This window comes from Micromonospora sp. NPDC053740, from assembly GCF_040677775.1.
Classification (GTDB): domain Bacteria; phylum Actinomycetota; class Actinomycetes; order Mycobacteriales; family Micromonosporaceae; genus Micromonospora; species Micromonospora alfalfae.
Genome location: NZ_JBFASO010000009.1, coordinates 331,543 through 355,819 on the forward strand (window position 1 = coordinate 331,543; position 24,277 = coordinate 355,819).

The window sequence follows — 24,277 nt, forward strand, 5'->3', positions numbered from 1 at the left end:
CGCGGGTGGTGTGCGGGCATGCCCACCAGCCTAGCCAAGATCAATGACGGTGTGCGATCGCGCGACCGCTCAGGAGTGCGGCGTCCGCCGCGTCGTCACGGGCGCCGCGAAGAAGTCGGCGAGCGGTTCGACGATCCTCGGGTGCGCCCGGTTGATGGCGTCGTGGCCACTGCGCGGGATCATCAGTGTCCGGGCGCGCGGTAACGCACGGGCCAGCGCCGCGTTCTGTTGCACGTAGTAGGGCGGGCCGTCGGCTCCGCAGGCCAGCAGCACCTCGGCGCTCACTTCGGCCCACCGGGTGGCCGGGCCGTCGTGCGCCAGGATCAGCGCCGCCTCGTCCAACGTCGTCGGCAGCAGTTCGCCCATCGTCCGGCCGATCGGCGTACGCAGGAACGCGCGGATGATCGCCACCCGGACGGCGAGTGGGAGTCTCGCCGCCGCCATCTGCGAGTTGATTCCCGCAGTCGTGATGGCGAGGCTTCGGGCGGTGTCGCCGGCTTCTAGTGCCGCCCGGGCGGGCGCGAGCCACGCCGATGGGAAGCTGCCGTCGATCGAGACCGCGGCGTCGTAGAGGGCGAGCCGTTCGATCGGCAGTCGGGGCGCGGCTTCGAGCGCCAGGAAACTGCCGCCGCTGTGGCTGATGACGTTGCCGGACCCGGTGCGCTCCAGCACCGCGCCGAGGTCGTCGACCTCCTGCTCGACGGTGTAGGGCATCGACCTCGGTGGTGCGTCGGCCCGTCCCCGTCGGTTGTAGAGGTGCACCGTGAACCGGTCGGCGAGCGCCCTGGCCAGCCGCCGGTAGACGTCGATCGTCACGCCGCCACCGTGCACCACGACGATCCCCGGCCCCGCCCCCGTCGAGTGCAGCACGATCGTCGCGCCGTCCCGTGCCCTGACCTGCTCCATGTCCGGTCCACCCTTCCCGCGCCGACAACAACTGCAAACGACGTTCGCAGTTTACAGTAGATCAGTGAGTGACGCACCCGCGAGTACCGGTGACGCCGACCCGGACCGGCAACCGATCTGGAGCAGACCCGAACGCGGCAGCCGCGGCCCCGCGCCGGCGCACAGTCGGGACGCCATCGTCGCGGCCGCCATCGCCCTGGCCGACGCCGAAGGACTGGCGGCGGTGTCGATGCGCGCCGTGGCCGCCGCGCTCGGCACCGGCGCCGGGTCCCTCTACCGCTACCTGACGTCCCGTGACGACCTGCTGGACCTGATGACCGACCGGGCGGTGGGGGAGCTGCGCCCGTACCCGCAGGTGGAGGGCGACTGGTTGGAGACGATGGTGCTGCTGGGACGACGGCAGTTGGCGCTGTTCGGCACCCACCCGTGGTTGCTCGACGTGATCCACCGGCCCTCCGGCATCGGCCCGGAGGGCCTGGCCTGGTTCGACAACTGCATCCGGGTGCTGGAACCCGTGCGCTGCCCGGTCGCCGCCAAGTTCGAGGCCATCGCGATGATGACAGGCGTGGTAAGCCTCTTCGCCCGCCGTGAATCCGCCGCTGGGGCGTTCAGCTTCGCCGGGCTGGATCTCGCGGCACACCCGCACCTGGTCGCGGCGTTCAGTCAGCCCTCCGGACCTGCCCCCCGCGCGGACCTCGTCGAGCGGACCCTGCGCAGTCTGCTCAGCGGCCTGCTGATCACGGAGTCGACCGAGGTGGGCTGAGCGGATCGGCGCGCAGGCCGTGTCCGTTGTTCCTGCGCCACCACGACATCCCCTGGTCTAGGTTCTCGATGGTGAGCGGGACCAGGCCGGCCCACGCCAACTGCGAAGAGGTGCGCGATGTCCGACCCTGATCTTGCCGACCTGCGCCAACGGGCCAAGGACGGTGACCGGGACGCTGTCGACCAGCTCGTCGAGCTCGCGGGGGAGCGGGGTGACCTCACGGAGTTACGTCAGCTGGCCGAGGACGGCAGCGCCGACGCTGCGGCTCAACTTGTCGAACTCGCCACCGAACTCGGCGACATGAACGAGCTGCGGCGTCTCACCGACCGGGGCGACAAGGACGCCGCTGACCAACTCGTCGAGTTGGCCGCGGAGCGGGCGGACGTCGGCGAGCTTCGCCGGCTCGCCGACGGTGGGAACCGGGACGCGGCCGACGTCCTGGCCGAGCTCACCGAAGAACAGGACGAGGCGGAGTAGCCGGCCGGGACGCGGGAGCGCCCGGTGTCACGTCGCGGTGGGTGAGGTACCTGCGGTAGCCGAGCGCGGACTGCGTGAACCCGACGGACGCGTAGAACCGGTGGGCATCGGTCCGCGCGGCGTTCGACACCAGTTGGACCTTGTAGCAGCCGGCTGCCGTCGCCTCGTCGAGCGCCGCCAGCATGAGGGCCCGGGCAACCCCACGGCGGCGCCAGTCGGGCGCGATCACCACGTTCTCCACCACCATGTACGGTCGCGCGCCGTGAGTGAGGTTGGGGGCGACCAGGGTGTCGAGGGTGCCCACGAAGGTGTCCCCGGCGACGGCCAGCAGGAGCCGGCGGCCGGCTTGGGCGTGCAGGTCACGCCAGGCGGCGGCGAGCCGGGCGGGATCCGGCCGCGCGTCGTCGGGAGCGAGTTGCCTCAGCACGTCGAAGACCAGTTCGGGGTCGTCCTGCGCTACGGCGGCCCGGACGACGAAGTCGTCGCCGCTCACCGGGTCGTCGCCGGAGTGTCCAGGTCGGACCGCACGGCGTGTCGACATGGCGGCTCGACGGGCCGGGGGAGCAGCTCATCGACGTGCCTCACCATGCCGTCGAGGATACGTGTGCGGTTTCACCGGGTGACGGGCGACGGGGGACGGAGGCCCCGCCGCCCGCTTCGGTGATGGATCCGGTTCAGACCCGCGCGGCCCGGATGGCGTCGCGCAGCGGGGTGCTCGGCCGGCCGAGCAGACGGCTGAGGTCGTCGCTGTCGGTTGCCAGCTCGCCGTTGGCGATCGAGTGGTCGAGCGCGGCGACGAAACCGGCGGTGCCCGCGTCCAGGCCGACGTTCTCCAGGGCCGAGGCCAGCTCGGCGGCGGACATGTCCTGGTGGACGACTCTGGTGCCGGTCACCTCTGTGACGGCCTCGGCCAGCTCGTCGAAGGTGAACGCGGTGCCGCCCAGTTCGTGGACGGCGTTGCCGTCCTCGTCGCGGGTCAGCGCGGCCACGGCCGCCCCCGCGTAGTCGGCCCGGGTCGCGGTGGAGATCTTGCTGCCGCCGGTGGCACCGAGGATCGTGCCGGATCCCAGGTACTGCGGGAGCTGGTCGGTGTAGTTCTCGGTGTACCAACCGTTGCGCAGCACCGTGTAGGTCAGACCGGACGCGGCGAGGACCTCCTCGGTGGCCTTGTGCTCCGGGGCGAGCGGGTTCGCTGTGGTGTCGGCCTTCAGGATGCTGGTGTAGACGAGACGCTCCACCCCGGCGAGCTTGGCGGCGTCGATGACCGCGGTGTGCTGCGCGACGCGCTGGCCGGGAGAGTCGCCGGAGATGAGCAGCAGGCGGCGTACGCCGGCCACGGCGCCGGGCAGCGTCGACGGGTCGTCGTAGTTGGCCTTGCGGATCTCGACCCCGCGCGCGGCCAGGTCGGCGGCCTTCTCCGGGCTGCGGACGATGGCGGCGATCTCGGCGGCGGGTACGCCGCTGTCGAGCAGTTGCTCGATCACCAGGCGGCCCAACCGGCCGGTGGCGCCGGTGACGGCATAGGTGGGCATGGGAACCTCCGGAGGGTGGGGACAGATCAGTAAGCACTTACGAATCTACAGCACTAACCGATGGGAGGCATGAGATAGGCTGGTGAGGTGAGCGACATGCCGGCCCAGGACCCGGCGGGGCCTACCCAGGATTTCGTCAGCGATGTCTTCGCCAGGGGTTGCACCTCCCGGGCGGCCTTCGAGGACGTCACCTCGAAGTGGGCCTCGCTGGCCCTGTTGGCGCTCGGCGAGGGCAGCTACCGGTTCAACGCGCTGCGTCGCCGCATCGACGGGGTCAGCGAGCGGATGCTCTCCCAGACCCTGCAGACCCTCGAACGCGACGGGATGCTCACCCGCGAGGTGCTCACAGCGATCCCACCGCGCGTCGAATACTCGCTGACCCCACTCGGGGCCCGGGTCGCCGAGCAACTGCGTGGCCTCGCCGATCTGCTGGAGGCCTCGGTGCCCGAGTTGCAGACCGCCCGCGACAGCCGCGAGCGCGACCGGGGCTAGGACGATCCCGCGCCGGCCTCGCGTCGCGCCAGGACCGTCCTCGGGCTCTGGCGGATGCGCTGGGTCGCCACGACACATCCCAGCACCACCAGCGCCGCCGCGATCGAGGCGGGGGAGACCGCCTCGCCGAGCAGCAGCGCCGACCACAGCAGGGTCAGCACCGGCTGGGCGAGTTGGACCTGGCCCACCTGCGCTATACCGCCCCGGGCCAGGCCCGCGTACCAGGCGAAGAAGCCCAGGAACATCGAGACCGCGGTGAGATAGCCGAACGCCGACCAGGCGAGAGCGTCGGCCCGCATCGGGCTGGTGGCGGCGGCGAATGCCGTGACGGGAACGGTGATGGGCAGCGAGAGCAGCAACGCCCAGCAGATCGTCCGAGCGCCGCCCAACTCGCGGGCGAGCGCGCCGCCCTCGGCGTAGCCGAGGCCGCAGAGCACCACCGCCGCGAGCAGGAACAGGTCGGGCACTGTGAGGGCTCCGCGTACCGCGCCGCTGACGCCGAGGAAGGCGAGGACCGCCAGCAGTCCGCCCGCGCTCACGATCCAGAACAGCGGCGGTGGGCGTTCGCCGGCCCGCAGCACCGCGAACACGGCCGTCATCGCGGGCAGCGCGGCGATGACGACAGCGCTGTGCGCGGAGGTCTGGGTGAGAAGCGCCATCGAGGTGAACAACGGAAAGCCGACGATGACGCCGAGGGCGACGATCGGCAGCCGTTGCCACTGACCGCGAGTGGGCCGCGGTGCGCCGGTGAGACGCAGGTACGCCAACGCCAGCAGCCCCGCGCCGACAGCCCGGCCGAAGGCGACGAACCACGGGTCGAGCTGCTGCACGACGATGCGGGTGGCCGGAAGCGACAGGCTGAAGCCGAGCACGCCCAGGGCGCCGAGGCCGAGCCCGAGGACCCGATCCGCTGTTACCGTGTTTCGGGCAGTAGCGCTACTCTTGTCCCTCATGGAAAACGGTAACGCAGCCCAACGCGTTATCCAAGATCTGCGGGGTCTCGTGGTCGCCGCCGGTCCCGGTGCCCGGCTGCCCTCGGTACGCGAGTTGACCGCCCGACATCAGGCCTCGCCGGTCACCGTCGCCGAGGCGATCCGTCAGTTGGCGGCCGAAGGGCTGATCGAGGCGCGACCCGGCCGAGGCACCTTTGTGGCCACTTCACCGGACGAGCCGGAGGTGCCCGACCTGTCCTGGCAGACCGTCGCGCTCGGGCCCCGCCGGTTCGGTCAGGACGAGATGCAGGCGCTGTTGGCGCTGACGCCCGCCGGAACGATCCCGCTGTCCGGTGGCTACCTCCACGCTGACCTCCAGCCCGCCGCTGCGCTCGGCGCCGCCCTCACCCGGGCCGCCCGCCAGCCGGCGAGCTGGCAGCGCGGGCCGGTCGAGGGTCGCACGGACCTGCGCGCCTGGTTCGCCCGCGAGGCCGGTGCGGGGCTGCACGCCGAGGACATGCTGATCTGCCCCGGCGGGCAGGCGGCTCTGTCGTCCGCGTTGCGGGCGCTCACCGCGCCCGGCGACGCCCTGCTCGTCGAGTCGCCGACCTACCTGGGTGCGTTGGCCGCGGCCCGCGCGGCCGGGCTGCGGGTGGTGCCCGTGCCGGCCGACGCCGACGGGGTACGGCCCGACCAACTCGCCGCCGCGTTCGCCCGCACCGGCGCCCGGCTCTTCTACTGCCAGCCTCTGTACGCCAACCCGCACGGCGCGACACTGGCGCAGCACCGCCGGGCGCAGGTCGCCGAGGCGGTACGCGACGCGGGTGCGTTCCTGATCGAGGACGACTACGCCCGTGACCTCACCATCGACGATCCGGTGCCGCCACCACTGGCCAGCGACGATCCCGACGGCCACGTCATCTACCTGCGCTCGCTGACCAAGTCGACAGCCCCCGGGCTGCGCGTCGCCGCCATCGGAGCCCGGGGCCCGGCCGGGGCGCGACTGCGCGCCGCCCGGCTGCTCGACGACTTCTTCGTCGCCGGTCCACTGCAACAGGCGGCGATCGACTTCCTCACCTCTCCGGCGTGGTCGCGGCATCGCCGGGCACTGCGCGCCGCTCTGCGGACACGCCGGGACGCGTTGCTGACCGCGCTACGCCGGCATCTGCCAGGCCTTGCCCCGCAGTCGGTCCCACGTGGCGGCATGCACCTCTGGGTGCCCCTCGCCGCCGGCACCGACGACGCGGCGCTGGCCGCTGCCGCGGCGGCCGAGGGCGTCGCCGTCTTCCCGGGTCGGCCCTGGTACGCGGCCGAACCCCCGGCCCCGCACCTTCGCCTCACCTACGCGGCAGCCGCACCCGAACTCATGGACGAGGCCGTTCGGCGTCTCGCCCGCGTCCTCAGTTGAACACCGGGCGCCTGGTTGGTTGGCGTCCTGGTCGGGGGTCTCAGGTGTTCAGCGTCTCGCGCGGCGGCACACCGAAGCTGGCGTGGTATCGCGCGGTGAACCTGCTGTGGCTGGCGAATCCCCACCGACTGGCGATCGCCGAGACCGTCTCCTGGCGTGGGTCGGCGTGCAGCAGGTCGTGGTGTGCCCGGACGAGCCGGACCCGACGCAGGTAGGCCATCGGGGTGGTGCCGAGGTGACGGCGGAAGGCGAGTTGCACCGCCCGGAGGGAGACGCCGGCCGCGCCGGCGATGTCGGCCGCGCTGATGTCCCGTTCAGCGTGCTCCTCCAGAAACGTGATCGCCCGTCGCAGCGTGGCGGTGGTGGCGTCGTTCCGGTCCGCGGCGGTCGGTTCGGTGAACGCGGTGTTGGGGAAGACCGCGAGCGCCGCCGCGGCCAGCATCCGGGCGGCGTTGCCGATCACCAGCGACTGTGCCCCGGCGGCCGGGCTGTTCAACACGACGTCGCGGACGAAGCTGGTGGTGTTGCGCCACTGCCGGGCGAGGGCTGCGCTGGCGGCACCCAGCTCGGTGAACTCGATCCGGCCGGGCCGGCGGGCCGGGGCGGTGGTGGCCACCTGCGCCAGCACCGACAGGTCCAGTACGCAGAGCTCCACCTCACCGGGATGCCAGTGGACGGTGCATGGCTCCTCCGGCCTGGTGACGAGGAAGACCTCGCCGGGGCCGAACCGGTGGGCCGATCCGGCGCAGGAGCGATCGACGTGTGCGGTGCGGGTGTGACCGATGACCAGCCCGCCGAGGGTGCTGGCATCGATCTCGAGGTGCCCGGTCTGGCGGGTGGTCGCGATGGCAAAGGGGCCGGTGTCCGCGCGGTGGTGGGTGAGCCGGTATCCGTTCCTGCTCTGGATGCGCAGTTTCGGGTCGTACGTGGCGGACAGGAATCCCTGGATGGCCGCCGGGTCGCGGCTGTCGAACTGGTGGGTCTGCACTGGCGATGACGTCATCCGCTGTCTCCGTCCGGTGGAGGTGCCGCCGGGTGCTGGAACGGGTGCCGACGGCAGGTTCGGGACGTGCCGGGGTGCTCGGCGGTGACCCGGCACATCGTTGGCCGGCGGTGCGGTGGGATGGAACGTCGCGAGCGGGACGGCAGCGACCGGTTGAGGGTGTCGGATCTGGTCTGACCATTCACTGACGCTGAGGTGCAATATCCGTAGATGGGAATGTCACCATACGACAATCACCGACGTGGCGTCCTCCGAATCACTGTGATGTGTCGGCAGGTCGACTTCGTTTTCTGGCTAGCGCGCCGAATGGTTCTACGTCTGCTGTCCTAGCCGCCCTCGCGTCCGACAGCGAAATCTTGTTCATGATTCGTCGGAGGATGACCGGGTCACTGCCGGGAGCCGATCCACGGAGGGGGAAGCGTTGGACAGTACCGATCCTGACCGCGTCGTTCGGCTGGCCGTCGCCGAGGCGCTGGCCCGGGTGGCGGACGAGGACAGCCTGGGTCTGGGCGAGGGGGACGCGCTGGAGAGGCTCGGACGTGGGCTCCGTGAGGTGCTGCGCCGTGCCCTCGACGATCGGGTGCCACTGACCACGCCGGAGTTCGTGGACCTCTGCCGCGACCTGGGTCTGCACCGTGACGCCTTCGACCTGCTGGGGCACTACCTGATGACCGCGTTGCTGACCCAGCACGTCGGACCGGACGCCCTGATCCGCGTCGGGGTGCTCTTCGGCACCGTCGGGCGCTACCTGCCCGGTGCCCGCCCGGTGGCCCACCGCAACGAAGGGCCCGCGGCACGGCGACGCGACGTGCGCTCGGACAACAGCGTCGTCGGTCGGTACCGCCGCGCCAAGCTGCCGGAGCACCTCCCCAACCCGCCGAGCTGGACCTGCACCGGATGCGGCCGCGAGTGGCCCTGCGCCACCAAGCAGAGCCAACTGCTCGCCGAGTTCGGTGGAGCGCGCGCCTCCCTCGCGGTCTATCTCGGCTCCTGTCTCGTCGCCGCCGCTCAGGATCTGCCCACGATGCCGTTGCCCCGGGTCCGGCTCCGATTCCTGGGCTGGCTGCCCCGCGCCCGGATCTGACCGGGTGGCGGTGCGGCCTCAGTCCTGATCGGCACTCCGCGCGGTCGCGGTGTGACCCGCCGCCGTCCCGGCCCGGCACTCCGACAGGTCGGGGCAGGCTGTTCATCGTGCGCACCCGCTGCGTACGGCGGGCGTTCACCGACCTCTCCGAAGCTCCTTGATCGAAAGAGCATTCGCTTGATCGAGGAGAGGCTCTCACGTGAGAGACAAGCATCCCGAAGAGACCGAGCACGCGCAGCTGTCCCGGCGCAAGCTGGTCAAGTACGCGGGCGTCGGCGCGACGCTGGCCGCGGCCAGCCCACTGGTCGGCGCCGGCGCGGCGTGGGCCGGCGAGGAGCGCCGGCCGGGTGACGACGACAAGACCGACCGGGGTAACTCCAGGAACCGGGCGTGGCGTGCGGGCGACCACCACATCCACTCCGAGTACAGCGGTGAGTTCGACACCACGAAGTCCCCGATCGTCTTCCACAAGGGCGCGGATGCGGTCTACCCGATCGTCACCAACGCCATCATGGCCAAGAACTTCGGCCTGACCTGGGCGATGTGCACCGACCACGGTGGACCGACCCACTCGAAGGTGAACATCGAGCAGGCGTACCCCGACCTGCTGCGGTCCCGCAAACTGGTTCCCGAGGTGCTCCAGTTCTGGGGCATGGAGTTCGACGCGCCCTCGCTGGACCACCACACGCTGATGATCCCGCGCCACGAGGACGAGGCGAAGCAGCTCTTCGAGCTGGAGAGCCGGTTCGCCAAGTACGACGCGTTCCCCACCGACCCGGCCCGCGACACCGAGGCCAAGATGGTGGAGTTCCTCAAGGTCGCCCGGGGCATGCCGCACAAGCCGCTGGTGATCGCCCACCACGCGTCCCGCTCGGCGCCCGGTCTCGGCGTCTACGGTCAGGACACCCCGCGCGAGTTCCGCAACGGCAACAACGCCGCGCCGGACGTCTACATCGGCTTCGAGGGCGCGCCCGGTCACCAGGCCGGCCCGCTCAACGGTGGCAAGCGGGGCGGCTACGGCAACCATCCCACCTACGGCGGCTTCGACCAGATGACCGCCCGGGTCGGCGGCCTGTGGGACTCACTGCTCGGCGAGGGCCGGCGCTGGTGGATCACCGCGACCTCGGACTCGCACGTGCACTGGACCCGCGGCGGCTCCGACTTCTGGCCGGGCGAGTACAGCAAGACCTACGTGCACGCCCGCCAGGACTACGGCGACATCATGGACGGCCTGCGCAACGGCCGGATCTGGGTCACCACCGGTGACCTGATCCGCAGCCTCGACGTCACCGCCACGTCGCAGGGCAGGACCGCCGAGGTGGGCGAGACGATCACGGTGAGCCGTCGGAACCGTACCGATGTCGACATCGAGATCACGTTCCGCCCGCTGGGTGGGGTGAACGCGAACGGCGACCGGCCCGAGGTCCGCCGGGTCGACCTGATCGTCGGTCAGATCACCGGCCCGAGCGCCAGCCTGGACGCCGACACCAACCCCACCACGAAGGTGGCGGCGCGGTTCGGCCCGCGGGACTGGCGTCGGCAGGGCGACAGCTACGTCATCCGGCACACACTGCGCAATGTCGAGGCGGACACCTACGCGCGGGTGCGCGGCACCAGCACCGACGAGGCCGAGCCGCTCGCCGACGGGCTGGAGAGCCCGTGGGAAGACCTGTGGTTCTACTCGAACCCGGTGTTCGTGCACGTGCGCTGACCCGGCGCGGTAGCGACATCGCGGGCCTGTCCGGCACCGCTCGACTGACGACGTCGGGCCGTGGCGGGCGGGCCCGCAGTATCCGCAGGTCAGTCGGGCGTGCCGCGGCGGGCTCGGGGGGTGGCGGTTCGTCCGCTGCGCGCCGTCGCGGCACCGGTCCGGCGCGCGGCGGCCGGTGCCGTCGCCGCGTCCGCCTGTGCCTGTGTCACCACCTCGCAGAGGTCGCGCAACGGGTCCACCGCCTGGGCCGAGCAGGCGACCTTCTGAAGCAGTGACCGCAGCGTCGCCGACTCGGTCGAGGTGAGCGCCCCCAGCAGGTGCGCCTCGACCTGCCGCAGCGCCAACCGCCGCTGCTCCCAGGCGGCACGGCCGGCGTCGGTGACCTCGATCAGCCGGTTGCGCCGGTCAGCCGGGTCCGCGCGCCGGGCGACGAACCCGGGCCGCTCCAGGTCGTCGATCAGGTACGTGAGGACGGTGCGGTCGATGCCGATCTCCTCGGCGATCGCGCCCTGGTTTCGGGCCGGCCCGTTGCTGGCCGCGGTGAGCAGTTGGTAGCCGCGAGGGCCACCGGGGAAGTCGGCGAGCGTGTGCTCGGCCGCCCGGACGTAACCGCGGAAGACGATGCCCAGCATCCAGCCCAGGTCGTCGTCGAGCGGATCGGGCCGGTCCGGCCGGTGAGAGGCACCCGTCATCCCCCGACAATACCGCAGCGGCGCAGACCTTGTTGGCAGAAGATGTTCTGTGTGACATAAGGTTAAGGCCGCGACGCATCGTCCGAGGCGTCGGAAAATCGGGAGGCTCGCAGATGAGCGACTACGGCCACGACCTGGTCTTCGGCTCCTTCGTCACGCCCAGCGCTGACAATCCGGACCGTACGGTCGGTGTCGCCGTCCTGGCCGAGCAGGTCGGGTTGGACCTGGTCACCTTTCAGGACCACCCGTACCAGCCGGCGTTCCTCGACACCTGGACGCTGCTGAGCTTCGTGGCGGCCCGCACCAGCCGGGTGCACCTGTCGGCGAACGTGACGAACCTGCCACTGCGCCCGCCGGCGGTGCTCGCCCGCAGTGTGGCCAGCCTGGACCTGCTCAGCGGTGGCCGGGTCAGCCTCGGCCTCGGGGCGGGGGCCTTCTGGGATGCCATCGAGGCGATGGGTGGCCGGAAGCTGACTCCCGGCCAGGGCGTACGAGCGCTGGAGGAGGCCATCGAGGTCGTCCGTCAGCTCTGGGACGTCGAGACGCGCGGCGGAGTGCGGGTCGACGGTGAGTTCCACCGGGTGGTGGGCGCCAAGCGTGGTCCCGCTCCCGCCCACGCGGTGCCGATCTGGCTGGGTGCGTACAAGCCCCGGATGCTCCAGCTCACCGGTCGCCGGGCCGACGGTTGGCTGCCCACGCTGGGCTACCTCCAGCCCGGCGACCTGACCAGGGGCAACGCGATCATCGACGACGCGGCGCAGCAGGCCGGCCGGTCCCCGCGGGACGTGCGTCGGCTGCTCAACATCGCCGGGGAGTTCTCGCGCGTCGGGCGCAGTCCGCTGAACGGGCCCGCCGAGCAGTGGGCCGAGGAACTGGCGGAGCTGGCACTGGAGGAGGGCGTCGGCACCTTCATCCTGGGCAGCGACGACCCCGACGACCTGCGCCGCTTCGCCGGCGAGGTGGCCCCCGCCGTCCGCGAGCTGGTCACGGCAGAACGTGACCGGGGCGCGACTCCGCAGCGTACGCCGGAGCCGGAGCCGGAGCCGGAGCCGGTCGCTGCGCCGCCGGTCCGGGCGAGCCGCGCCACCGCGACCGGTGGCGCGTTCGCCGTGGTGCCCACCCCTGACGACGGTGTACGGCGAAGCGAGCAGCAGGTGTGGGACGAGTCGACCCGGCCGACCGGGCCCGCGCCCGACCCGCAGCGCACCTACACCCCGCAGGAGCAGGCCACCGGGGCTCATCTTGTGCAGATCCACGACGGCCTGCGTGCCGAGCTGGCCCAGATTCACGACCTGATCGAGCAGGTGGCGGCCGGCGAGATCGACGCCGGCGCGGCCCGGTCCCACATCAACACGATGACCATGAGGCAGAACCGGTGGACCCTCGGGGTCTACTGCGAGTCGTACTGCCGCATCGTCACCACCCACCACACGATCGAGGACCAGTCGTTCTTCCCCAGGTTGCGGGCACGTGACCCCCGACTCGGTCCGGTGGTCGACCGGCTGGAGCAGGAGCACCACGTCATCCACGACGTGCTGGAGGGTGTCGACCGGGCCCTGGTCGCGTACGTCGGGTCTCCGGACGGCCTCGCCGAGCTGCGGGCCGCGGTGGACCTGCTGACCGACGCCCTCCTGTCGCACCTCAGCTACGAGGAGCGGGAACTGGTCGAGCCGTTGGCGCGGTTGGGCATCGCCTGATCAACGCGGCTCGGGGTTGCCCCGATCCTACCTGAGAGAATACTCTCGAAACATGTCTCTCAAGAATCCGTACGGGGATTTCGAGATCAGCGAGCCGCAGGCGCTGCGGGCGTTGGCCCACCCGGTCCGGCTGGCGATCCTGGAGCACCTCCAGCGGCACGGCCCGGCCACGGCCACCGGCCTCTCGCCGCACGTCGGCGCCACACCATCGGTGGTCAGCTGGCACCTGCGGCACCTCGCGACGTTCGGCCTGGTCCTCGACTGGGACGGTGCCACCAGCAAGCGGGAACGCTGGTGGCAGGCGGCAGCCCGCGGCTTCCGTTTCACGGTGCCGGAGGGCACCGAGGGGCAGTCCGCCGGCCAGCAGCTCCGCGGCGAGATGTTCGCCCGCAACGCCGACGCACCCCAGCAGTGGCTGCTGCATGAGGAGCCCCGACTGGACCCCGAGTGGCGCGCGCTGGCCGGCATGGCCGACACCCGGTTCGTGGCCACCGCCGACGAGCTGCGGCAACTGGAGGAGTCCATTGAAGAGCTGATCGCCCCGTACGTACGGCGCAAGGACGAGTCGGCCCCGCCCGACGCGCGGATCGTCCGGATGCTGCGCTACCTGCTGCCCGAGCCGGGAGACGAAGCCCCGGCCGAGCCCGCTGACGGCCCGGCCGCGTCATGACCGCCACCGACGCCCCCGCCGACACCGCGCCCCCGCCGGCCCTGCACCGTGACCGGCGGTTCCGCACCTTCTGGATCAGCGAGACGATCTCCAACTTCGGCGATCGGATCAGCGAACTGGCCCTACCGCTGATCGCCGTCACCCTGCTCACCGCCACACCCGTGCAGGTCAGCGTTCTCACCGCGCTGATCTGGCTGCCCAACCTGCTGGGCCTGTTCCTGGGCGCCTGGGTGGACCAGCGCACCCACAAGCGACGACTGCTGATCATCGCGGATCTGCTCCGCGCCGCGGTGCTGCTCAGCCTGCCGGTGGCCTATCTGTTCGACGCGATCACCCTCACCCAGCTCTACCTGGTGGCACTGCTCACCGGCTTCGGAGCGGTGCTCTTCGCCATGGCACGCCAGGCGTTCTTCGTCGGCCTGGTGCCGAGATCGGCGTACGTGGACGCGAACAGCAAGATGAGCATGAGCCGGTCGCTCTCCTTCATCGCCGGTCCGGCCGTCGGCGGTGGGCTGGTCCAGGCGCTCAGCGCGCCGGTCGCGATCGTCACCGACGCGGTCAGCTTCCTCGGCTCCGCGCTGCTGCTCAGCCGCATCCCGGTGACCGAGCCACCGCCGGCACCGCGTCGGACCTCCACCCTCGGCATGGTCCGCGAAGGGCTCGTGCTGGTACTGCGGCACCCGGTGCTACGGGCCGCCCTCGGCTGCACCAGCACCGTCAACTTCTTCACCTTCATCGCCGGCGCGCTGCTGGTGCTCTACGCCAGCCGCGAACTCCACCTGTCGGCGGGCGCGATCGGCATCGCCCTCGGCTTCGGAGCGATCGGCGGATTTGCCGGCGCGGCGCTCGCACCGAGGGTCTCACGCGCCATCGGTCTGGGCCGTACCGCAATGATCGGCGCGATGCTCTTCCCCGCGCCGCTGGCGCTGACCGCGCTGGTGTCCGGACCCACCTGGACGAAGGTGGCCATGCTGGCGGCCATCGAGCTGGTCTCCAGCGTCGGGGTGATGCTGATGGACGTGAACCTCAACGCCCTCCTCATCGCCGTGACCCCCGACGACGCGTTGGGACGGCGGGCCGGTGCCTACAGCGCCGTCAACTACGGCATCCGACCACTCGGCGCGCTGGTCGGCGGGGCGTTGGGCACCACCATCGGGCTGCGGCCCACCCTGGCCATCGCCGGCCTGGGTGGCGTGCTCGCCGTGCTGTGGTTGCTCGCGTCGCCGGTGCGCCACATCCAGACCCTGGATCCGGCCTGAGGGCTGCGGCGGCGCTCGATGGTGCCGTCGTCAGCGGCTCGGCTCGCCCTGGCCTGGGCCGCGGGCGCAGGCCAGCGAAGGTCAGCCGGCCTGCGCCAACAGAATCCGGGCCAGCTCGGTGGGCTGGGAGAACATCGGCCAGTGGCCAGTGGCCATGGTGACCAGTCGCCACTGGTCGCTGGTCAGCAGTTTCGCCACAGTGTCGTTGGGCTCAGGCCCGTCGAGCAGGCACTTGACGTACGTCGCCGGCAGCTCACCCAACGGCCGGGCCAGCACGGCCGGCTCGGTCAGGGTGGCCCCCGGATGCGGCGTGCAGCCCTCGATCAGCCGGGCGACCTGCTCGTCGGTGAGACCCTGACCGTCCGCGTCGGCCGCGCCGAGCGGAGCCCAGTAGCCGTTGTTGGAGGCGATCTGCGCCTCGAAGGCCGCCTGGCCCTGCCACCAGCCGGAGGCGAACGACCCACCGTCGACAGGCACCTCGGCGTCCACGAAGACCACCCGGCTCAACCGGTCGCCGATCCGCTCGGCGGCCTGACCCACCGGAATGCCCGAGTAGCTGTGCCCGACCAGCACCACGTCGTGCAGGTCGCCGCGCTCGATCTCGTCGACGATGTCCTGCACATGGGTCTGCTGCCCGGCGGGCACGCCCTGCTTCTCGGCGAGGCCGGAGAGGGTCAACGCGTGGGTGCCGTAGCCGGCCGCCCGAAGTGGTGCCACCACCTCGTCCCATGCCGAGGATCCCAGCCACGCCCCTGCCACCAACACGAAATCAGCCATGGCCGGGAGCGTAACCCCGACCTGCGACAGGTCGGCGGGTCACGACCAGGTGCGGGCCTCGGCCGCGAACACCTCCGGCGGACTCGCCACCGGAAGCACACAGAGCAGGTGGCCACCGGGCGCCCGCAGGATCCGGCACTCCAGCCACCGCGACACCTCGGTGGCACCCAGAGCCATCAACCGCCCGGTCTCGGCCGGCACATCGTCGGTCTCGATGTCGAGGTGGAAGCGCGGCGCGTCGTCGACCGCCTGGACCGCGGTGACCAGCCCCGGCAGCGCCTCGTGCAGGCCGACGAACTGCGGCTCGGCCGGAACGGGCCGGGTGCCGACACCGAGCGCCGCCGACCAGAACTCCGCAGCCTGGGCGGCCTCCGCCTCGGGAGCGTCGATCAGCAGCGCGTACACACGGCTTCGGTGCATGCCGGCCAGGATATCGAGAATGTCGATGTGTTGCGCGACGCGATGCGTGGCACCTGCGCGACGACGACCGCGCTGGCTCACCCGGTGGCATCGAGGTGGGCCGCGATCCGCCTCGGCAGCGGATAGCTTCGTTCGGCCGGCAGGTGGTCGGTGGCCGCTCGCACGTCCCGTGCCCGCACCAGTTCCCGTACACGGTGGACAGTGGGGGTGATGTCCGTGATGCTGACCGTCCAGTCGTCGACGTAGCGGGCGACAGCTTCGCCGGACAGCCCGACCTGCAACGACCGGTAGGGCAACGCGCTCAGGTGCAGTGTCCGTTCCGGGTCCCACTGCACCCGTACCGGGCTGGCCTTGAGGTGCCGTGACCACGTGGCCCGGTCACCGTGCAGGCTCCGGTCGTAATGACTCAGGCAGGCTCGCGTCAGCGCCCACTCGAAGCCCTCCCGTGTGATGTCGATGGACAGGACGCGCTCCTGCCCGGGCTTTGTGGCCCAACCGCAGCGGTACATCATCCACAGGAAGGACGGCTTGATCCAGGTCATCCGGTCACGCTTGAAGGGAGCCACGAAGCGACCGGCGGCCACCGCCGGCAGCGCGATCTCCGGTGGGTACGCCTGGTACACGGTGATCGTGTCTGTCGAGTAACGAGCACGGATCTGACGCGCGGGAACGGACACACCCTGATCTTCACCCGTCGGACCGCACTCTCTCCACCGGCATTTTCGTACTCAGGCCGGGGCTGCCCGGTGCGAACCGGCGGCTGCCGGACTGGGCACTCAGGGGTGGTCCCGGGCGGGTGGCCCGGCCTCGACCGGTATCCGGTAGATCTGCACGGGGTAGTCGACGGCCGAGACCCCGCCGTTGAGCCCGGCGGTCAGGTGCAGCTGGGCCGCCGGCATCCAGAGCCGCGCGTCGGCGTCGAGCCACATCGCGTCCACCCAGGCCAGCCGGGGGTCGGCGACGAGCGTCCGCACGCTGCGGTCGGGTGCGAGGACGAGGACGCGCCGCCGTTCCAGATCGCTGAGGTAGATGGTGCCGTTGGCGTCGATGGCAGTGCCACCGGTGCTGGGTGTGTCACACCAGCGTTCGACAGTCCGGGCCAGCTCGTCGGCGGACACCGACGGGTCGTCCAACCAGCGGGTGGCGATCCGGGACATTCCGCCCGAGGCCGGCTGGTAGTAGAGCCAGCGACCGTCCGGCGACACCTCCAACTGGTCCACGTGCAGGTGTACCTCGGCGCCGTCCGGGTCGCGCAGCACGCGACCGTCGGCGACCACCGGGCCGCCCGCCGTGCTCGGATGCCCGTCCAGCACCCGTCTCGACCGACCCGAGTCGAGGTCGAGCACGATGAGGCCGGCCGCCCCGGCGTCGCTGCAGTACGCCATCCGGCCGTTGAATCGGACGTCGTCGACGTAGCTGCCCGGGTGCACCGCCTCATCGAGGTGGTAGACCCGCTCCACGTTGTCGTCGTCCGGGTCGACAGCAATCAGCCGAGCACCGCCCGGCACCTGCGCGCCGCCGATCTGCGGCGAACCCGAGTCGACGATCCACAACCGGCCATCCGGGCCGACGCGCAACCCGTTGACGTGCACGAACGCCCCACTCGGCGATTGGTTGGCACTGTTCCACTCGGCGTCGGGGTAGGGGACACGACGGCCGTCCGGCTGCGCCTCCACCACCTGCACGCCGGGCCGATCCGCCGACGGGTAGCTCAGGAACACCCGCCCGCGCACTGTGGTCACGCCCGTGCACACCCGGTCTTCCTGGAACACCGGCGTCAACCGGTGATCCTCCTCGGTGGGCAGCGACGACATGGACCTGCTCCTCACCCGCCCGGCGGCGCCTCGGTTTCGGCCGGTGACCGACGGCTACTGCCATCCGGCGCGGTATCCCCGGAGCGCGCCGGCCGAAACCGCCGGCCGCAGGACACCGCCGGCGCTGATCCGGCGAGAGGGTGCCAGCGGCGCTCAACCTGTCGGCGGTGCCGGGAGGCCGATCCGGGCGGCGAGCCGCTTCGGGGCCATGACGACGTAGCTCTCGGTGAGCAACTCACCCACCTCCTCCCAGTCGGTGTTCTCGTCCAGGACCATGCCCATCACGTTAGGACTCCAGTCCGGTTTGTAGAAGGGGTGCCCGGTGGCGAGGAGCCCGGCGATCTCGTCGAGTGGCGACCGGAAGGTCAGCAGGCAGGCGGGCTGGTCGAGTGCGGCGGCCCGTGCGTGCACCGGCTGGCGGTCGGGGTCGACGGTGAGCACGTGGGCGATGGTCCGCTTGCGAATCCGCCAGCGGGTGCCGACCCAGGCGGGCTCCTCGTAGGTCTCCGGCAGCCCGAGGCAGATCGGCCGCAGCCGGTCGAGGACCTCGGGCGGGACGTCTCCAGGTGCGCTCACGGGCAACGACGCTAGGCGGTCGGTGTGACAAGTTCCGCTCGTCGAAGCCGGCCCGGGCCGGTGGTGCGCGTTCTGTGGATCCGCCAGGATGGGCGGGGCGACAGTGGGCCGTCGCCCCGGCCCGACCCGCCCCCGTGCCCGCTGAGGAGTGCCGTGCCGTCCACCCTGCTCTCCCGCCGTGACCTCGACTTCCTGCTGCACGAGTGGCTGCGGGTGTCCGAGCTCGTCGAGCGGCCCCGCTACGCCGAGCACTCCCGGGAGACCTTCGACGACGCCCTCGATCTCGCCGAGCGGGTGGCCACCGAGCAGTTCGCCCCGCACAACCGTGCCGCCGACCTGGCCGAGCCCACCTTCGACGGGCAGCGGGTGCGGCTGATCCCGCAGGTCCGTGCGGCGTTGGACAGCTTCGCCGAGACGGGCCTGCTCACTGCCGGGCTGGACGCCGCTGTCGGTGGCCTGCAACTGCCGCACGCCGTCGCGGCGGCGTGCTTCACCTGGTTCCAGGCCGCAAACGTGGCCACCTCGGCGTACCCGTTCCTGACCCTGGGCAACGCCAACCTGCTGCTGGCCCACGGCAGCCCCGAGCAGGTGGACACCTACGTCCGGCCCATGCTGGACGGCCGGTTCTTCGGCACCATGTGCCTGTCCGAGCCGCACGCCGGCAGTTCGCTGGCCGACATCACCACCCGCGCCGAGCCGCAGGCGGACGGCACGTACCGGCTCTTCGGCACCAAAATGTGGATCTCCGGCGGTGACCACGAGTTGGCCGAGAACATCGTCCACCTGGTGCTGGCACGCATCCCGGGCGCGCCGCCCGGCGTCAAGGGCATCTCGCTGTTCATCGTGCCGAAGGTGCTGGTCGGACCGGACGGGTCGCTCGGCGAGCGCAACGACGTGGCGTTGGCCGGGCTCAACCACAAGATGGGATTCCGGGGCACCACAAACACCCTGCTCAGCTTCGGTGACGGCGCGCACGCCCCGGCCGGCCGCGCCGGAGCCGTCGGTCACCTGGTCGGTGCGCCGCATCAGGGTCTGGCGCAGATGTTCCACATGATGAACGAGGCCCGGATCGGGGTCGGGGCGGGCGCCACCGCGCTGGGTTACACCGGCTACCTCAAGAGCCTGGCGTACGCGAAGGAAAGGCCGCAGGGCCGGCCGGTCGGCGCGAAGGACCCGTCCGCCGCACAGGTGCCGATCATCGACCACCCTGACGTCCGACGGATGCTGCTGGCCCAGAAGAGCTACGTGGAGGGGGCTCTGGCGCTGGTGCTCTACTGCGCGCGGTTGCTCGACGAGCAGAAGACCGCACCGGCCGAGGCCGACCGCGAGCGCGCGCACCTGCTGCTGGACGTGCTCACCCCCATCACCAAGAGTTGGCCGTCGCAGTGGTGCCTCGCCGCCAACGACCTCGCGATCCAGGTGCTCGGCGGTGCCGGCTACACCCGCGACCACGATGTGGAGCAGCACTACCGGGACAACCGGCTCAACCCGATCCACGAGGGCACCCACGGCATCCAGGCACTGGACCTGCTGGGACGCAAAATGATCATGCAGGGCGGCGCTGGTCTCGCCCTGTTGACCACGACGATCGGTGACACGGTCGAGCGGGCCCGGAAGGTCGGGGGAGAGGCGTCCGAGCTGGCGGACCGGCTGGCCGCCGCGGTGGACCGGGTCACCGCTGTCACCCGCCGACTGTGGGCCGACGGTGACCCGGTGCTCGCACTGGCCAACGCCAGCGCCTACCTGGAGGCCGTCGGGCACGTGGTGATCGCGTGGATGTGGTTGGAGCAGGTGCTGGCGCTGCCGGCGGAGGGCGTCGGCGACGCGTTCCACGCCGGCAAGCGGCAGGCCGCCCGCTACTTCTTCGCAGTCGAGTTGCCCCGCACCGGCCCGCAGTTCGACCTGCTGGCGAACATGGACCGAACCACGCTCGACATGCGCCCGGACTGGTTCTGACCGGCCCCGCCGCCGGTCACCGTCGGCGGGACTGGTGACTCATGGCCTGCCGCCCCTTGACGAAGCCCCAGACGATCACGATCACCAGCGCGATCACACCGATGATGATCAGCCAGCGGACCGCCTCGAGAACCAACCCGAGCAGGATCAGCACGCCGGCGACCACGCCGACAACCCAGAGCAGTGCACGCATGTCGACCTCCCGTAACCGGCCGCGCCTGGTGCGGCCGGCCCCGGCTTCTCGTTCCCCGTCCGGCCGACACCATGCGCGCGCGGCACACCGAAGTCGATCAGGAGCCGGTACGCGCCACGTAGACGGTGTTTGCCGACTCCCCGCCGGTCAGCGGATTGGCGAACGGCACGACATGCGCGCGTACGCTCACGAACACCTCGGTGAGCGCGGCGGTGAACTCGGCGTCCGGCGGGTCGTCCGACCAGAGCGCGAAGACGCCCTCGGGGCGCAGCAGGGCGGCCAGGCGACGCAACCCGGCCGGCGGGTAGAACGCCGCGTGGCTCGGGTGCAGGACGTTGCGCGGGGAGTGGTCGACGTCGAGCAGCACCGCGTCGAACCGCCGGCCGGGCACCTCTGTGTCGAAGCCAATGTCACCGGCCACCGCCGCGAAGAAGTCGGCCTGCACGAAGCGGGTCCGCGGGTCCTCGGCGAGCCCTGCCGCGAACGGCAACAGCCCTCGTTGGTGCCAGTCGATCACGTCCTCGATCGCCTCCACCACGAACAGTGAGCGCACCCGGGGGTCGCCCAGCGCCGCGCAGGCGGTGTAGCCCAACCCGAGACCGCCCACCACCACGTCGAGCGATTCACCGGCCACCTCGGCGAGACCGAGCCGGGCCAGCTCGATCTCCGCGACCGGGAAGAGGCTGGACATCAGGTACTCGTCGTCGAGCTTGACCTCGTAGACCTCGACCTGGAGTGCCGGGTCCCGGCGTCGGCGCAGGCTGATCGCGCCGATCGGGGTCTCCCGCCAGGCCAGCTCTTCGAAACGCGCGCCCACGGATGCCCTCTCGCCGCCGGATTCGTCCACGGATGGTACCGGTTGCCCCGCGCCGGGCGGCCACGCAGGGTCCACGGGACATCGACGCAGCGCATATCCTGTGCCCGGCCGATCCACTGGAGGGGAAGTAACTGCTGGCGTTCTGACGGTCAGGAGTGTTCAGTGGTCGTCTAGAGGGGCGGTGTGAACTTGAAGGAGTGGGCGGCGGCTACCGGCGTCTCGTACGCGACGGCGGTACGAGTCCGGGACGTTGCCTGTTCCCGCGTACCGGCTCGCCGCGCGGCCGAGGTGGTCATCGAGGATCCGACGTGAAGACGATCCAGGCTTACCGGTTCGCCCTCGACCTCACCCCAGGCCAGGAACGCGCCGTGAGGGCGCATGTGGGGGCCGCGCGAGTGGCGCACAACTGGGCGCTCGCCCGGGTCAAGGCGGTCATGGACCAGCGCGCTGCGGAGCGCTCCTATGGGGTGCCGGATGAGTTCCTGACGCCGTCACTGCCGTGGTCGCTCGCCGGGCTGCGCAAGGCGTGGAACGAAGCGAAGGCCAAAGCGGCGCCGTGGTGGGGTGAGGTGTCGAAAGAGGCGTTCAACACCGGCCTGGACGCTCTCGCCCGCGGCTTGAAGAACTGGGCTGACTCCCGTCAGGGCGGGCGGGCCGGCAGGCCGGTCGGTTTCCCCCGCTTCAAGTCCCGCCGCCGTGGCACACCGTCGGTGCGGTTCACCACCGGCGCGATCCGCGTCGAGCCCGACCGCCGGCACGTGGTGCTGCCGAGGCTGGGACGGTTGAAGCTGCACGAATCCGCCCGCAAGCTCGCCCGCCGTATCGAGGGCGGCACCGCGCGGATCATGTCCGCCACCGTGCGCCGCGACGGCGGACGGTGGCACGTCTCGTTCACCGTCGAGGTGCAGCGGACCGAACGGCAACCGGCCCGGCGCGGCTCGGTGGTGGGGGTGGATGTCGGGATCAAACATCTTGCGGTGTTGTCCACCGGCGAGCGGGTCGACAACCCGCGCCACCTCGTCGCCGCGCAGGCCCGACTGCGGGCGCTCGGTCGGGCGTCGTCGCGGAAGTCCGGCCCCGACCGGCGCACCGGCTGTCGCCCCTCGAACCGCTGGCAACGCGCCTCGGACCGACTTGGTCGCGCCCATGCGCGAGTCGCGAACCTGCGCCGCGACGGGCTGCACAAGCTCACCACGAGGCTGACACGCGAACACGGCACCATCGTTGTCGAAGACCTGAACGTCGCGGGCATGCTGCGCAACCAGCGGCTGGCCCGGCACATCGCTGACGCCGGGTTCGCCGAGATCCGCCGTCAGCTGGCATACAAAACCAGGTGGAACGGCGGCCGGTTGCTCGTGGCCGACCGCTGGTATCCGTCCTCGAAAACCTGCTCGGGTTGCGGCGCGGTAAAAGCCAAGCTCGCCCTGCACGAGCGTGAGTACGACTGTGAGGCGTGCGGTCTGGTCATCGACCGTGACCGCAACGCCGCACTCAACCTGGCCGCCCTCGCGGCCGAGCTCAACACCGCCGGGAGTGGCTCGGTGGCAGCACGCGGAGCCGACCAGAAGACCCACACACAAGGGCAGGTGGCTGTGAAACGTGAACCCGGCACGGCATCCGCCGGCAAGACCGGGACCGCCCCCACCGCAAGGCGGGGCAACCAATCACGCGCTCACTAGAGCGCACCGAAAGGTAACGGACTCATGCCGTCGCGGCAGGACCAGCTGCACTCCTACCAGTTCAGCGTCCAGCGGGCGGTCGCCGCCCTGGTCATGCGGGAGACCGACCCCGCGCAGTCGCCGTTTCGGCGGCTGGCCGGCGCCGGCCTGGCCAGCGTCCTGGTCGCGGCGATCGGGCTCGGTGGTTTCGCCCTCTACGGCCTGTTCGCCGGCGGCGGCAAGGGGTGGCGCGACCCGGGCGCGGTGATCGTGGAGAAGGAGTCCGGCGCCCGGTTCGTCTACCGCGAGCAGAAGCTGCACCCGGTGCTCAACTACGCCTCGGCGCTGCTCATCGTCGGTGCGGACCGCTCGAAGACGGTCCTGGTGTCCCGACGCACGATCGACGGAGTGCCGCGCGGGCTGCCGTTGGGCATCGCCGACGCACCCGACTCGCTGCCCGCCCCGGGCCGGCTCGCCGCCACGGCGTGGACGGTCTGCTCAACGGTCCCGGCCGGTGCGGGCGGCGAGGCGCCCCGCTCGGCGTTGCTGATCGGCACCGAGCCCGACGGCGGTCGGCAGTTGGGCGACGACGCGCTGCTCCTGCGTCACCCCGACGGTGGGCTGCACCTGGTCTGGCACCAGCGCCGCTACCTCGTCCGTGATCCCAGCCGGGTGCTGGCGGCGCTCGCCACCACCCGCGCCCAGGCGGTCCGGGTAGCGCCGGCACTGCTCAACTCGCTGCCCGCCGGCACCGACCTCGCCCCGCTCGACCTGCCCGCGCTGGGTCGGCCCGCCACCCGGGTGCCGGGTGCGGCGATCGGCACGGTCTACCTGGTGAGCAACTCCGGTGGCGGCCGGCAGTACGCGGTGGCGCTCGACGCCGGTCTGGCCGGCATCACCGAGTTGCAGGCGGGGTTGCTGCTGGCCCGCACCGGGCAGGTCGAGCCGGTGCCGATGACGTTGGGTCGGTTCGCGGCGCTGCCCACGGTGCCTGATCTCGCCCCAACCGGTCCGAACGCCCCACCACCGGCTCCGCCCCGGCTCGCGGCCGGCGACGGCGGGGCGCTCTGCACCCGCATCGGCGACGATGGCGGCGTTGGTGAGGTGCGCTGGGGCGTACCGCTGCGGGACCTGACGGCCGTGCCTCGCACCGCGACGACCGGCGGCGCGGTGCTGGCCGACCATGTGGTGGTGGAGCCAGGCCGCGGCGCTGTGGTCGAGGCCGCCGCAGCGCCCGGCGCGACCGGCGGCGCGGTCTCCGTGGTCACCGACCTGGGCCGACGCTACGTGCTGGCCGACCGCGAGGTGCTCCCGATGCTCGGCTACCGCGACGTGCGGCCGGTGCGGCTACCGGCTGGGCTGGTCAGCCTGGTGCCTGCCGGCGCCACCCTCGACCCGGCCGCCGCCCGCGCCGTCGCCGCCGGGGACTGAGGGCGACCC

General features: G+C 71.5%; 26 protein-coding genes. 13 read left to right on the forward strand and 13 right to left on the reverse strand.

From position 1 onward, the window contains the following. Positions 1-69: 69 nt before the first annotated feature. Positions 70-906 (reverse strand): alpha/beta fold hydrolase, encoded by an 837-nt coding sequence (locus AB0K35_RS24215; RefSeq protein ID WP_363887765.1) that lies wholly within the window; start codon positions 904-906, stop codon positions 70-72. Positions 907-970: 64 nt separating this feature from the next. Here AB0K35_RS24215 and AB0K35_RS24220 point away from each other — a divergent pair, with 64 nt between their 5' ends. Both AB0K35_RS24220 and AB0K35_RS24225 read left to right on the forward strand, forming a co-directional pair. After that, positions 971-1,669: a helix-turn-helix domain-containing protein gene (locus AB0K35_RS24220; protein ID WP_363887767.1), complete on the forward strand. Its 699-nt coding sequence runs from the start codon at positions 971-973 to the stop codon at positions 1,667-1,669. 117 nt (positions 1,670-1,786) lie between these two features. After that, on the forward strand, positions 1,787-2,146 hold the full coding sequence (locus AB0K35_RS24225) for a hypothetical protein (protein ID WP_238668413.1): 360 nt from the start codon (positions 1,787-1,789) through the stop codon (positions 2,144-2,146). Here AB0K35_RS24225 and AB0K35_RS24230 read toward each other — a convergent pair. Then, a complete protein-coding gene (locus AB0K35_RS24230) occupies positions 2,118-2,687 on the reverse strand; it encodes a GNAT family N-acetyltransferase (protein WP_363887771.1) in 570 nt (189 codons plus the stop codon). The genes AB0K35_RS24225 and AB0K35_RS24230 overlap by 29 nt on opposite strands. A gap of 133 nt (positions 2,688-2,820) precedes the next feature. Next, on the reverse strand, positions 2,821-3,678 hold the full coding sequence (locus AB0K35_RS24235) for an SDR family oxidoreductase (RefSeq protein WP_238668411.1): 858 nt from the start codon (positions 3,676-3,678) through the stop codon (positions 2,821-2,823). Positions 3,679-3,774: 96 nt separating this feature from the next. Between AB0K35_RS24235 and AB0K35_RS24240 the strand changes: the two genes are divergently transcribed. Beyond that, the gene (locus tag AB0K35_RS24240; protein ID WP_357276779.1) at positions 3,775-4,170 is read left to right on the forward strand and encodes a helix-turn-helix domain-containing protein; all 396 of its coding nucleotides are present in this window, start codon (positions 3,775-3,777) and stop codon (positions 4,168-4,170) included. Here the strand turns inward: AB0K35_RS24240 and AB0K35_RS24245 are convergent. Further along, positions 4,167-5,123 carry a DMT family transporter gene (locus AB0K35_RS24245; protein ID WP_363887773.1) on the reverse strand — a complete coding sequence of 319 codons (957 nt, stop codon included), beginning with the start codon at positions 5,121-5,123 and terminating at the stop codon, positions 4,167-4,169. The genes AB0K35_RS24240 and AB0K35_RS24245 overlap by 4 nt on opposite strands. On the opposite strand from AB0K35_RS24245, the gene AB0K35_RS24250 reads away from it, so the two are divergent. Next, positions 5,122-6,510, forward strand: a complete 1,389-nt coding sequence (locus AB0K35_RS24250; protein WP_238668409.1) for a PLP-dependent aminotransferase family protein — start codon at positions 5,122-5,124, stop codon at positions 6,508-6,510. The genes AB0K35_RS24245 and AB0K35_RS24250 overlap by 2 nt on opposite strands. Positions 6,511-6,550: 40 nt before the next feature. Here the strand turns inward: AB0K35_RS24250 and AB0K35_RS24255 are convergent, their stop codons facing one another. Next, entirely contained in the window at positions 6,551-7,513 is a 963-nt protein-coding gene (locus AB0K35_RS24255; RefSeq protein ID WP_363887776.1) for a helix-turn-helix transcriptional regulator, read from the reverse strand. Positions 7,514-7,934: 421 nt separating this feature from the next. Between AB0K35_RS24255 and AB0K35_RS24260 the strand changes: the two genes are divergently transcribed. Together AB0K35_RS24260 and AB0K35_RS24265 are read left to right on the forward strand one after the other, a co-directional pair. Beyond that, positions 7,935-8,597 carry a hypothetical protein gene (locus AB0K35_RS24260; RefSeq protein WP_238668407.1) on the forward strand — a complete coding sequence of 221 codons (663 nt, stop codon included), beginning with the start codon at positions 7,935-7,937 and terminating at the stop codon, positions 8,595-8,597. Between the two features lie 199 nt (positions 8,598-8,796). Beyond that, entirely contained in the window at positions 8,797-10,308 is a 1,512-nt protein-coding gene (locus AB0K35_RS24265) for a phosphoesterase (protein ID WP_363887778.1), read from the forward strand. 89 nt (positions 10,309-10,397) lie between these two features. Here the strand turns inward: AB0K35_RS24265 and AB0K35_RS24270 are convergent, their stop codons facing one another. Continuing rightward, positions 10,398-11,000 (reverse strand): MarR family winged helix-turn-helix transcriptional regulator, encoded by a 603-nt coding sequence (locus tag AB0K35_RS24270; protein WP_238668405.1) that lies wholly within the window; start codon positions 10,998-11,000, stop codon positions 10,398-10,400. Positions 11,001-11,113: 113 nt separating this feature from the next. Here AB0K35_RS24270 and AB0K35_RS24275 point away from each other — a divergent pair, with 113 nt between their 5' ends. From AB0K35_RS24275 to AB0K35_RS24285, 3 genes are read left to right on the forward strand one after another with little or no spacing between them, the layout of a single operon-like run. Further along, on the forward strand, positions 11,114-12,697 hold the full coding sequence (locus tag AB0K35_RS24275; protein WP_363887781.1) for an LLM class flavin-dependent oxidoreductase: 1,584 nt from the start codon (positions 11,114-11,116) through the stop codon (positions 12,695-12,697). 52 nt (positions 12,698-12,749) lie between these two features. Then, entirely contained in the window at positions 12,750-13,367 is a 618-nt protein-coding gene (locus tag AB0K35_RS24280) for a helix-turn-helix domain-containing protein (RefSeq protein ID WP_238668403.1), read from the forward strand. Beyond that, complete coding sequence (locus tag AB0K35_RS24285) at positions 13,364-14,626, forward strand: MFS transporter (RefSeq protein ID WP_357365911.1); 1,263 nt, start codon at positions 13,364-13,366, stop codon at positions 14,624-14,626. The genes AB0K35_RS24280 and AB0K35_RS24285 overlap by 4 nt, the downstream gene beginning before the upstream one ends. A gap of 81 nt (positions 14,627-14,707) precedes the next feature. Here the strand turns inward: AB0K35_RS24285 and AB0K35_RS24290 are convergent, their stop codons facing one another. From AB0K35_RS24290 to AB0K35_RS24310, 5 genes are all read right to left on the reverse strand, one after another. Then, positions 14,708-15,403 carry an alpha/beta hydrolase gene (locus tag AB0K35_RS24290; RefSeq protein ID WP_363887784.1) on the reverse strand — a complete coding sequence of 232 codons (696 nt, stop codon included), beginning with the start codon at positions 15,401-15,403 and terminating at the stop codon, positions 14,708-14,710. Between the two features lie 39 nt (positions 15,404-15,442). Then, positions 15,443-15,823 (reverse strand): VOC family protein, encoded by a 381-nt coding sequence (locus tag AB0K35_RS24295; RefSeq protein WP_238668400.1) that lies wholly within the window; start codon positions 15,821-15,823, stop codon positions 15,443-15,445. 77 nt (positions 15,824-15,900) lie between these two features. Beyond that, positions 15,901-16,500 (reverse strand): DUF4291 domain-containing protein, encoded by a 600-nt coding sequence (locus AB0K35_RS24300; RefSeq protein ID WP_363887787.1) that lies wholly within the window; start codon positions 16,498-16,500, stop codon positions 15,901-15,903. Positions 16,501-16,599: 99 nt separating this feature from the next. Further along, positions 16,600-17,637, reverse strand: a complete 1,038-nt coding sequence (locus AB0K35_RS24305) for an L-dopachrome tautomerase-related protein (protein ID WP_363887789.1) — start codon at positions 17,635-17,637, stop codon at positions 16,600-16,602. Between the two features lie 153 nt (positions 17,638-17,790). Then, on the reverse strand, positions 17,791-18,213 hold the full coding sequence (locus tag AB0K35_RS24310; protein WP_363887792.1) for an MmcQ/YjbR family DNA-binding protein: 423 nt from the start codon (positions 18,211-18,213) through the stop codon (positions 17,791-17,793). A gap of 153 nt (positions 18,214-18,366) precedes the next feature. Here AB0K35_RS24310 and AB0K35_RS24315 point away from each other — a divergent pair, with 153 nt between their 5' ends. Next, entirely contained in the window at positions 18,367-20,169 is a 1,803-nt protein-coding gene (locus tag AB0K35_RS24315) for an acyl-CoA dehydrogenase (protein ID WP_363887794.1), read from the forward strand. Positions 20,170-20,185: 16 nt separating this feature from the next. Here the strand turns inward: AB0K35_RS24315 and AB0K35_RS24320 are convergent, their stop codons facing one another. Further along, positions 20,186-20,362, reverse strand: coding sequence for a hypothetical protein (locus AB0K35_RS24320; protein ID WP_238668395.1), 177 nt, complete (start codon positions 20,360-20,362; stop codon positions 20,186-20,188). A 97-nt stretch (positions 20,363-20,459) separates the two neighbouring features. Next, complete coding sequence (locus tag AB0K35_RS24325; protein ID WP_363887796.1) at positions 20,460-21,179, reverse strand: spermidine synthase; 720 nt, start codon at positions 21,177-21,179, stop codon at positions 20,460-20,462. Between the two features lie 183 nt (positions 21,180-21,362). Here AB0K35_RS24325 and AB0K35_RS24330 point away from each other — a divergent pair, with 183 nt between their 5' ends. The 3 genes from AB0K35_RS24330 to eccB are packed head-to-tail and all read left to right on the forward strand — an operon-like array spanning position 21,363 to position 24,268. Next, a complete protein-coding gene (locus AB0K35_RS24330; RefSeq protein ID WP_266302799.1) occupies positions 21,363-21,491 on the forward strand; it encodes a hypothetical protein in 129 nt (42 codons plus the stop codon). Further along, the gene (gene tnpB, locus AB0K35_RS24335; protein WP_238668393.1) at positions 21,488-22,858 is read left to right on the forward strand and encodes an IS607 family element RNA-guided endonuclease TnpB; all 1,371 of its coding nucleotides are present in this window, start codon (positions 21,488-21,490) and stop codon (positions 22,856-22,858) included. Before AB0K35_RS24330 ends, tnpB begins: the two co-directional genes overlap by 4 nt. A gap of 24 nt (positions 22,859-22,882) precedes the next feature. Then, entirely contained in the window at positions 22,883-24,268 is a 1,386-nt protein-coding gene (eccB, locus tag AB0K35_RS24340; RefSeq protein WP_238668392.1) for a type VII secretion protein EccB, read from the forward strand. Positions 24,269-24,277: the final 9 nt, after the last annotated feature.

What these genes read in the sequence shown, in the direction of transcription:
- AB0K35_RS24295 (WP_238668400.1), bottom strand. Translation starts at nt 15,823, where the DNA reads ATGCACCGAAGCCGTGTGTACGCGCTGCTGATCGACGCTCCCGAGGCG.
- AB0K35_RS24285 (WP_357365911.1), top strand. Translation starts at nt 13,364, where the DNA reads ATGACCGCCACCGACGCCCCCGCCGACACCGCGCCCCCGCCGGCCCTG.
- AB0K35_RS24235 (WP_238668411.1), bottom strand. Translation starts at nt 3,678, where the DNA reads ATGCCCACCTATGCCGTCACCGGCGCCACCGGCCGGTTGGGCCGCCTG.
- AB0K35_RS24250 (WP_238668409.1), top strand. Translation starts at nt 5,122, where the DNA reads ATGGAAAACGGTAACGCAGCCCAACGCGTTATCCAAGATCTGCGGGGT.
- AB0K35_RS24245 (WP_363887773.1), bottom strand. Translation starts at nt 5,123, where the DNA reads ATGAGGGACAAGAGTAGCGCTACTGCCCGAAACACGGTAACAGCGGAT.
- AB0K35_RS24255 (WP_363887776.1), bottom strand. Translation starts at nt 7,513, where the DNA reads ATGACGTCATCGCCAGTGCAGACCCACCAGTTCGACAGCCGCGACCCG.
- eccB (WP_238668392.1), top strand. Translation starts at nt 22,883, where the DNA reads ATGCCGTCGCGGCAGGACCAGCTGCACTCCTACCAGTTCAGCGTCCAG.
- AB0K35_RS24240 (WP_357276779.1), top strand. Translation starts at nt 3,775, where the DNA reads ATGCCGGCCCAGGACCCGGCGGGGCCTACCCAGGATTTCGTCAGCGAT.
- AB0K35_RS24290 (WP_363887784.1), bottom strand. Translation starts at nt 15,403, where the DNA reads ATGGCTGATTTCGTGTTGGTGGCAGGGGCGTGGCTGGGATCCTCGGCA.
- AB0K35_RS24305 (WP_363887789.1), bottom strand. Translation starts at nt 17,637, where the DNA reads ATGTCGTCGCTGCCCACCGAGGAGGATCACCGGTTGACGCCGGTGTTC.
- AB0K35_RS24215 (WP_363887765.1), bottom strand. Translation starts at nt 906, where the DNA reads ATGGAGCAGGTCAGGGCACGGGACGGCGCGACGATCGTGCTGCACTCG.
- AB0K35_RS24225 (WP_238668413.1), top strand. Translation starts at nt 1,787, where the DNA reads ATGTCCGACCCTGATCTTGCCGACCTGCGCCAACGGGCCAAGGACGGT.
- AB0K35_RS24275 (WP_363887781.1), top strand. Translation starts at nt 11,114, where the DNA reads ATGAGCGACTACGGCCACGACCTGGTCTTCGGCTCCTTCGTCACGCCC.
- AB0K35_RS24270 (WP_238668405.1), bottom strand. Translation starts at nt 11,000, where the DNA reads ATGACGGGTGCCTCTCACCGGCCGGACCGGCCCGATCCGCTCGACGAC.
- AB0K35_RS24230 (WP_363887771.1), bottom strand. Translation starts at nt 2,687, where the DNA reads ATGTCGACACGCCGTGCGGTCCGACCTGGACACTCCGGCGACGACCCG.
- AB0K35_RS24280 (WP_238668403.1), top strand. Translation starts at nt 12,750, where the DNA reads ATGTCTCTCAAGAATCCGTACGGGGATTTCGAGATCAGCGAGCCGCAG.
- AB0K35_RS24320 (WP_238668395.1), bottom strand. Translation starts at nt 20,362, where the DNA reads ATGCGTGCACTGCTCTGGGTTGTCGGCGTGGTCGCCGGCGTGCTGATC.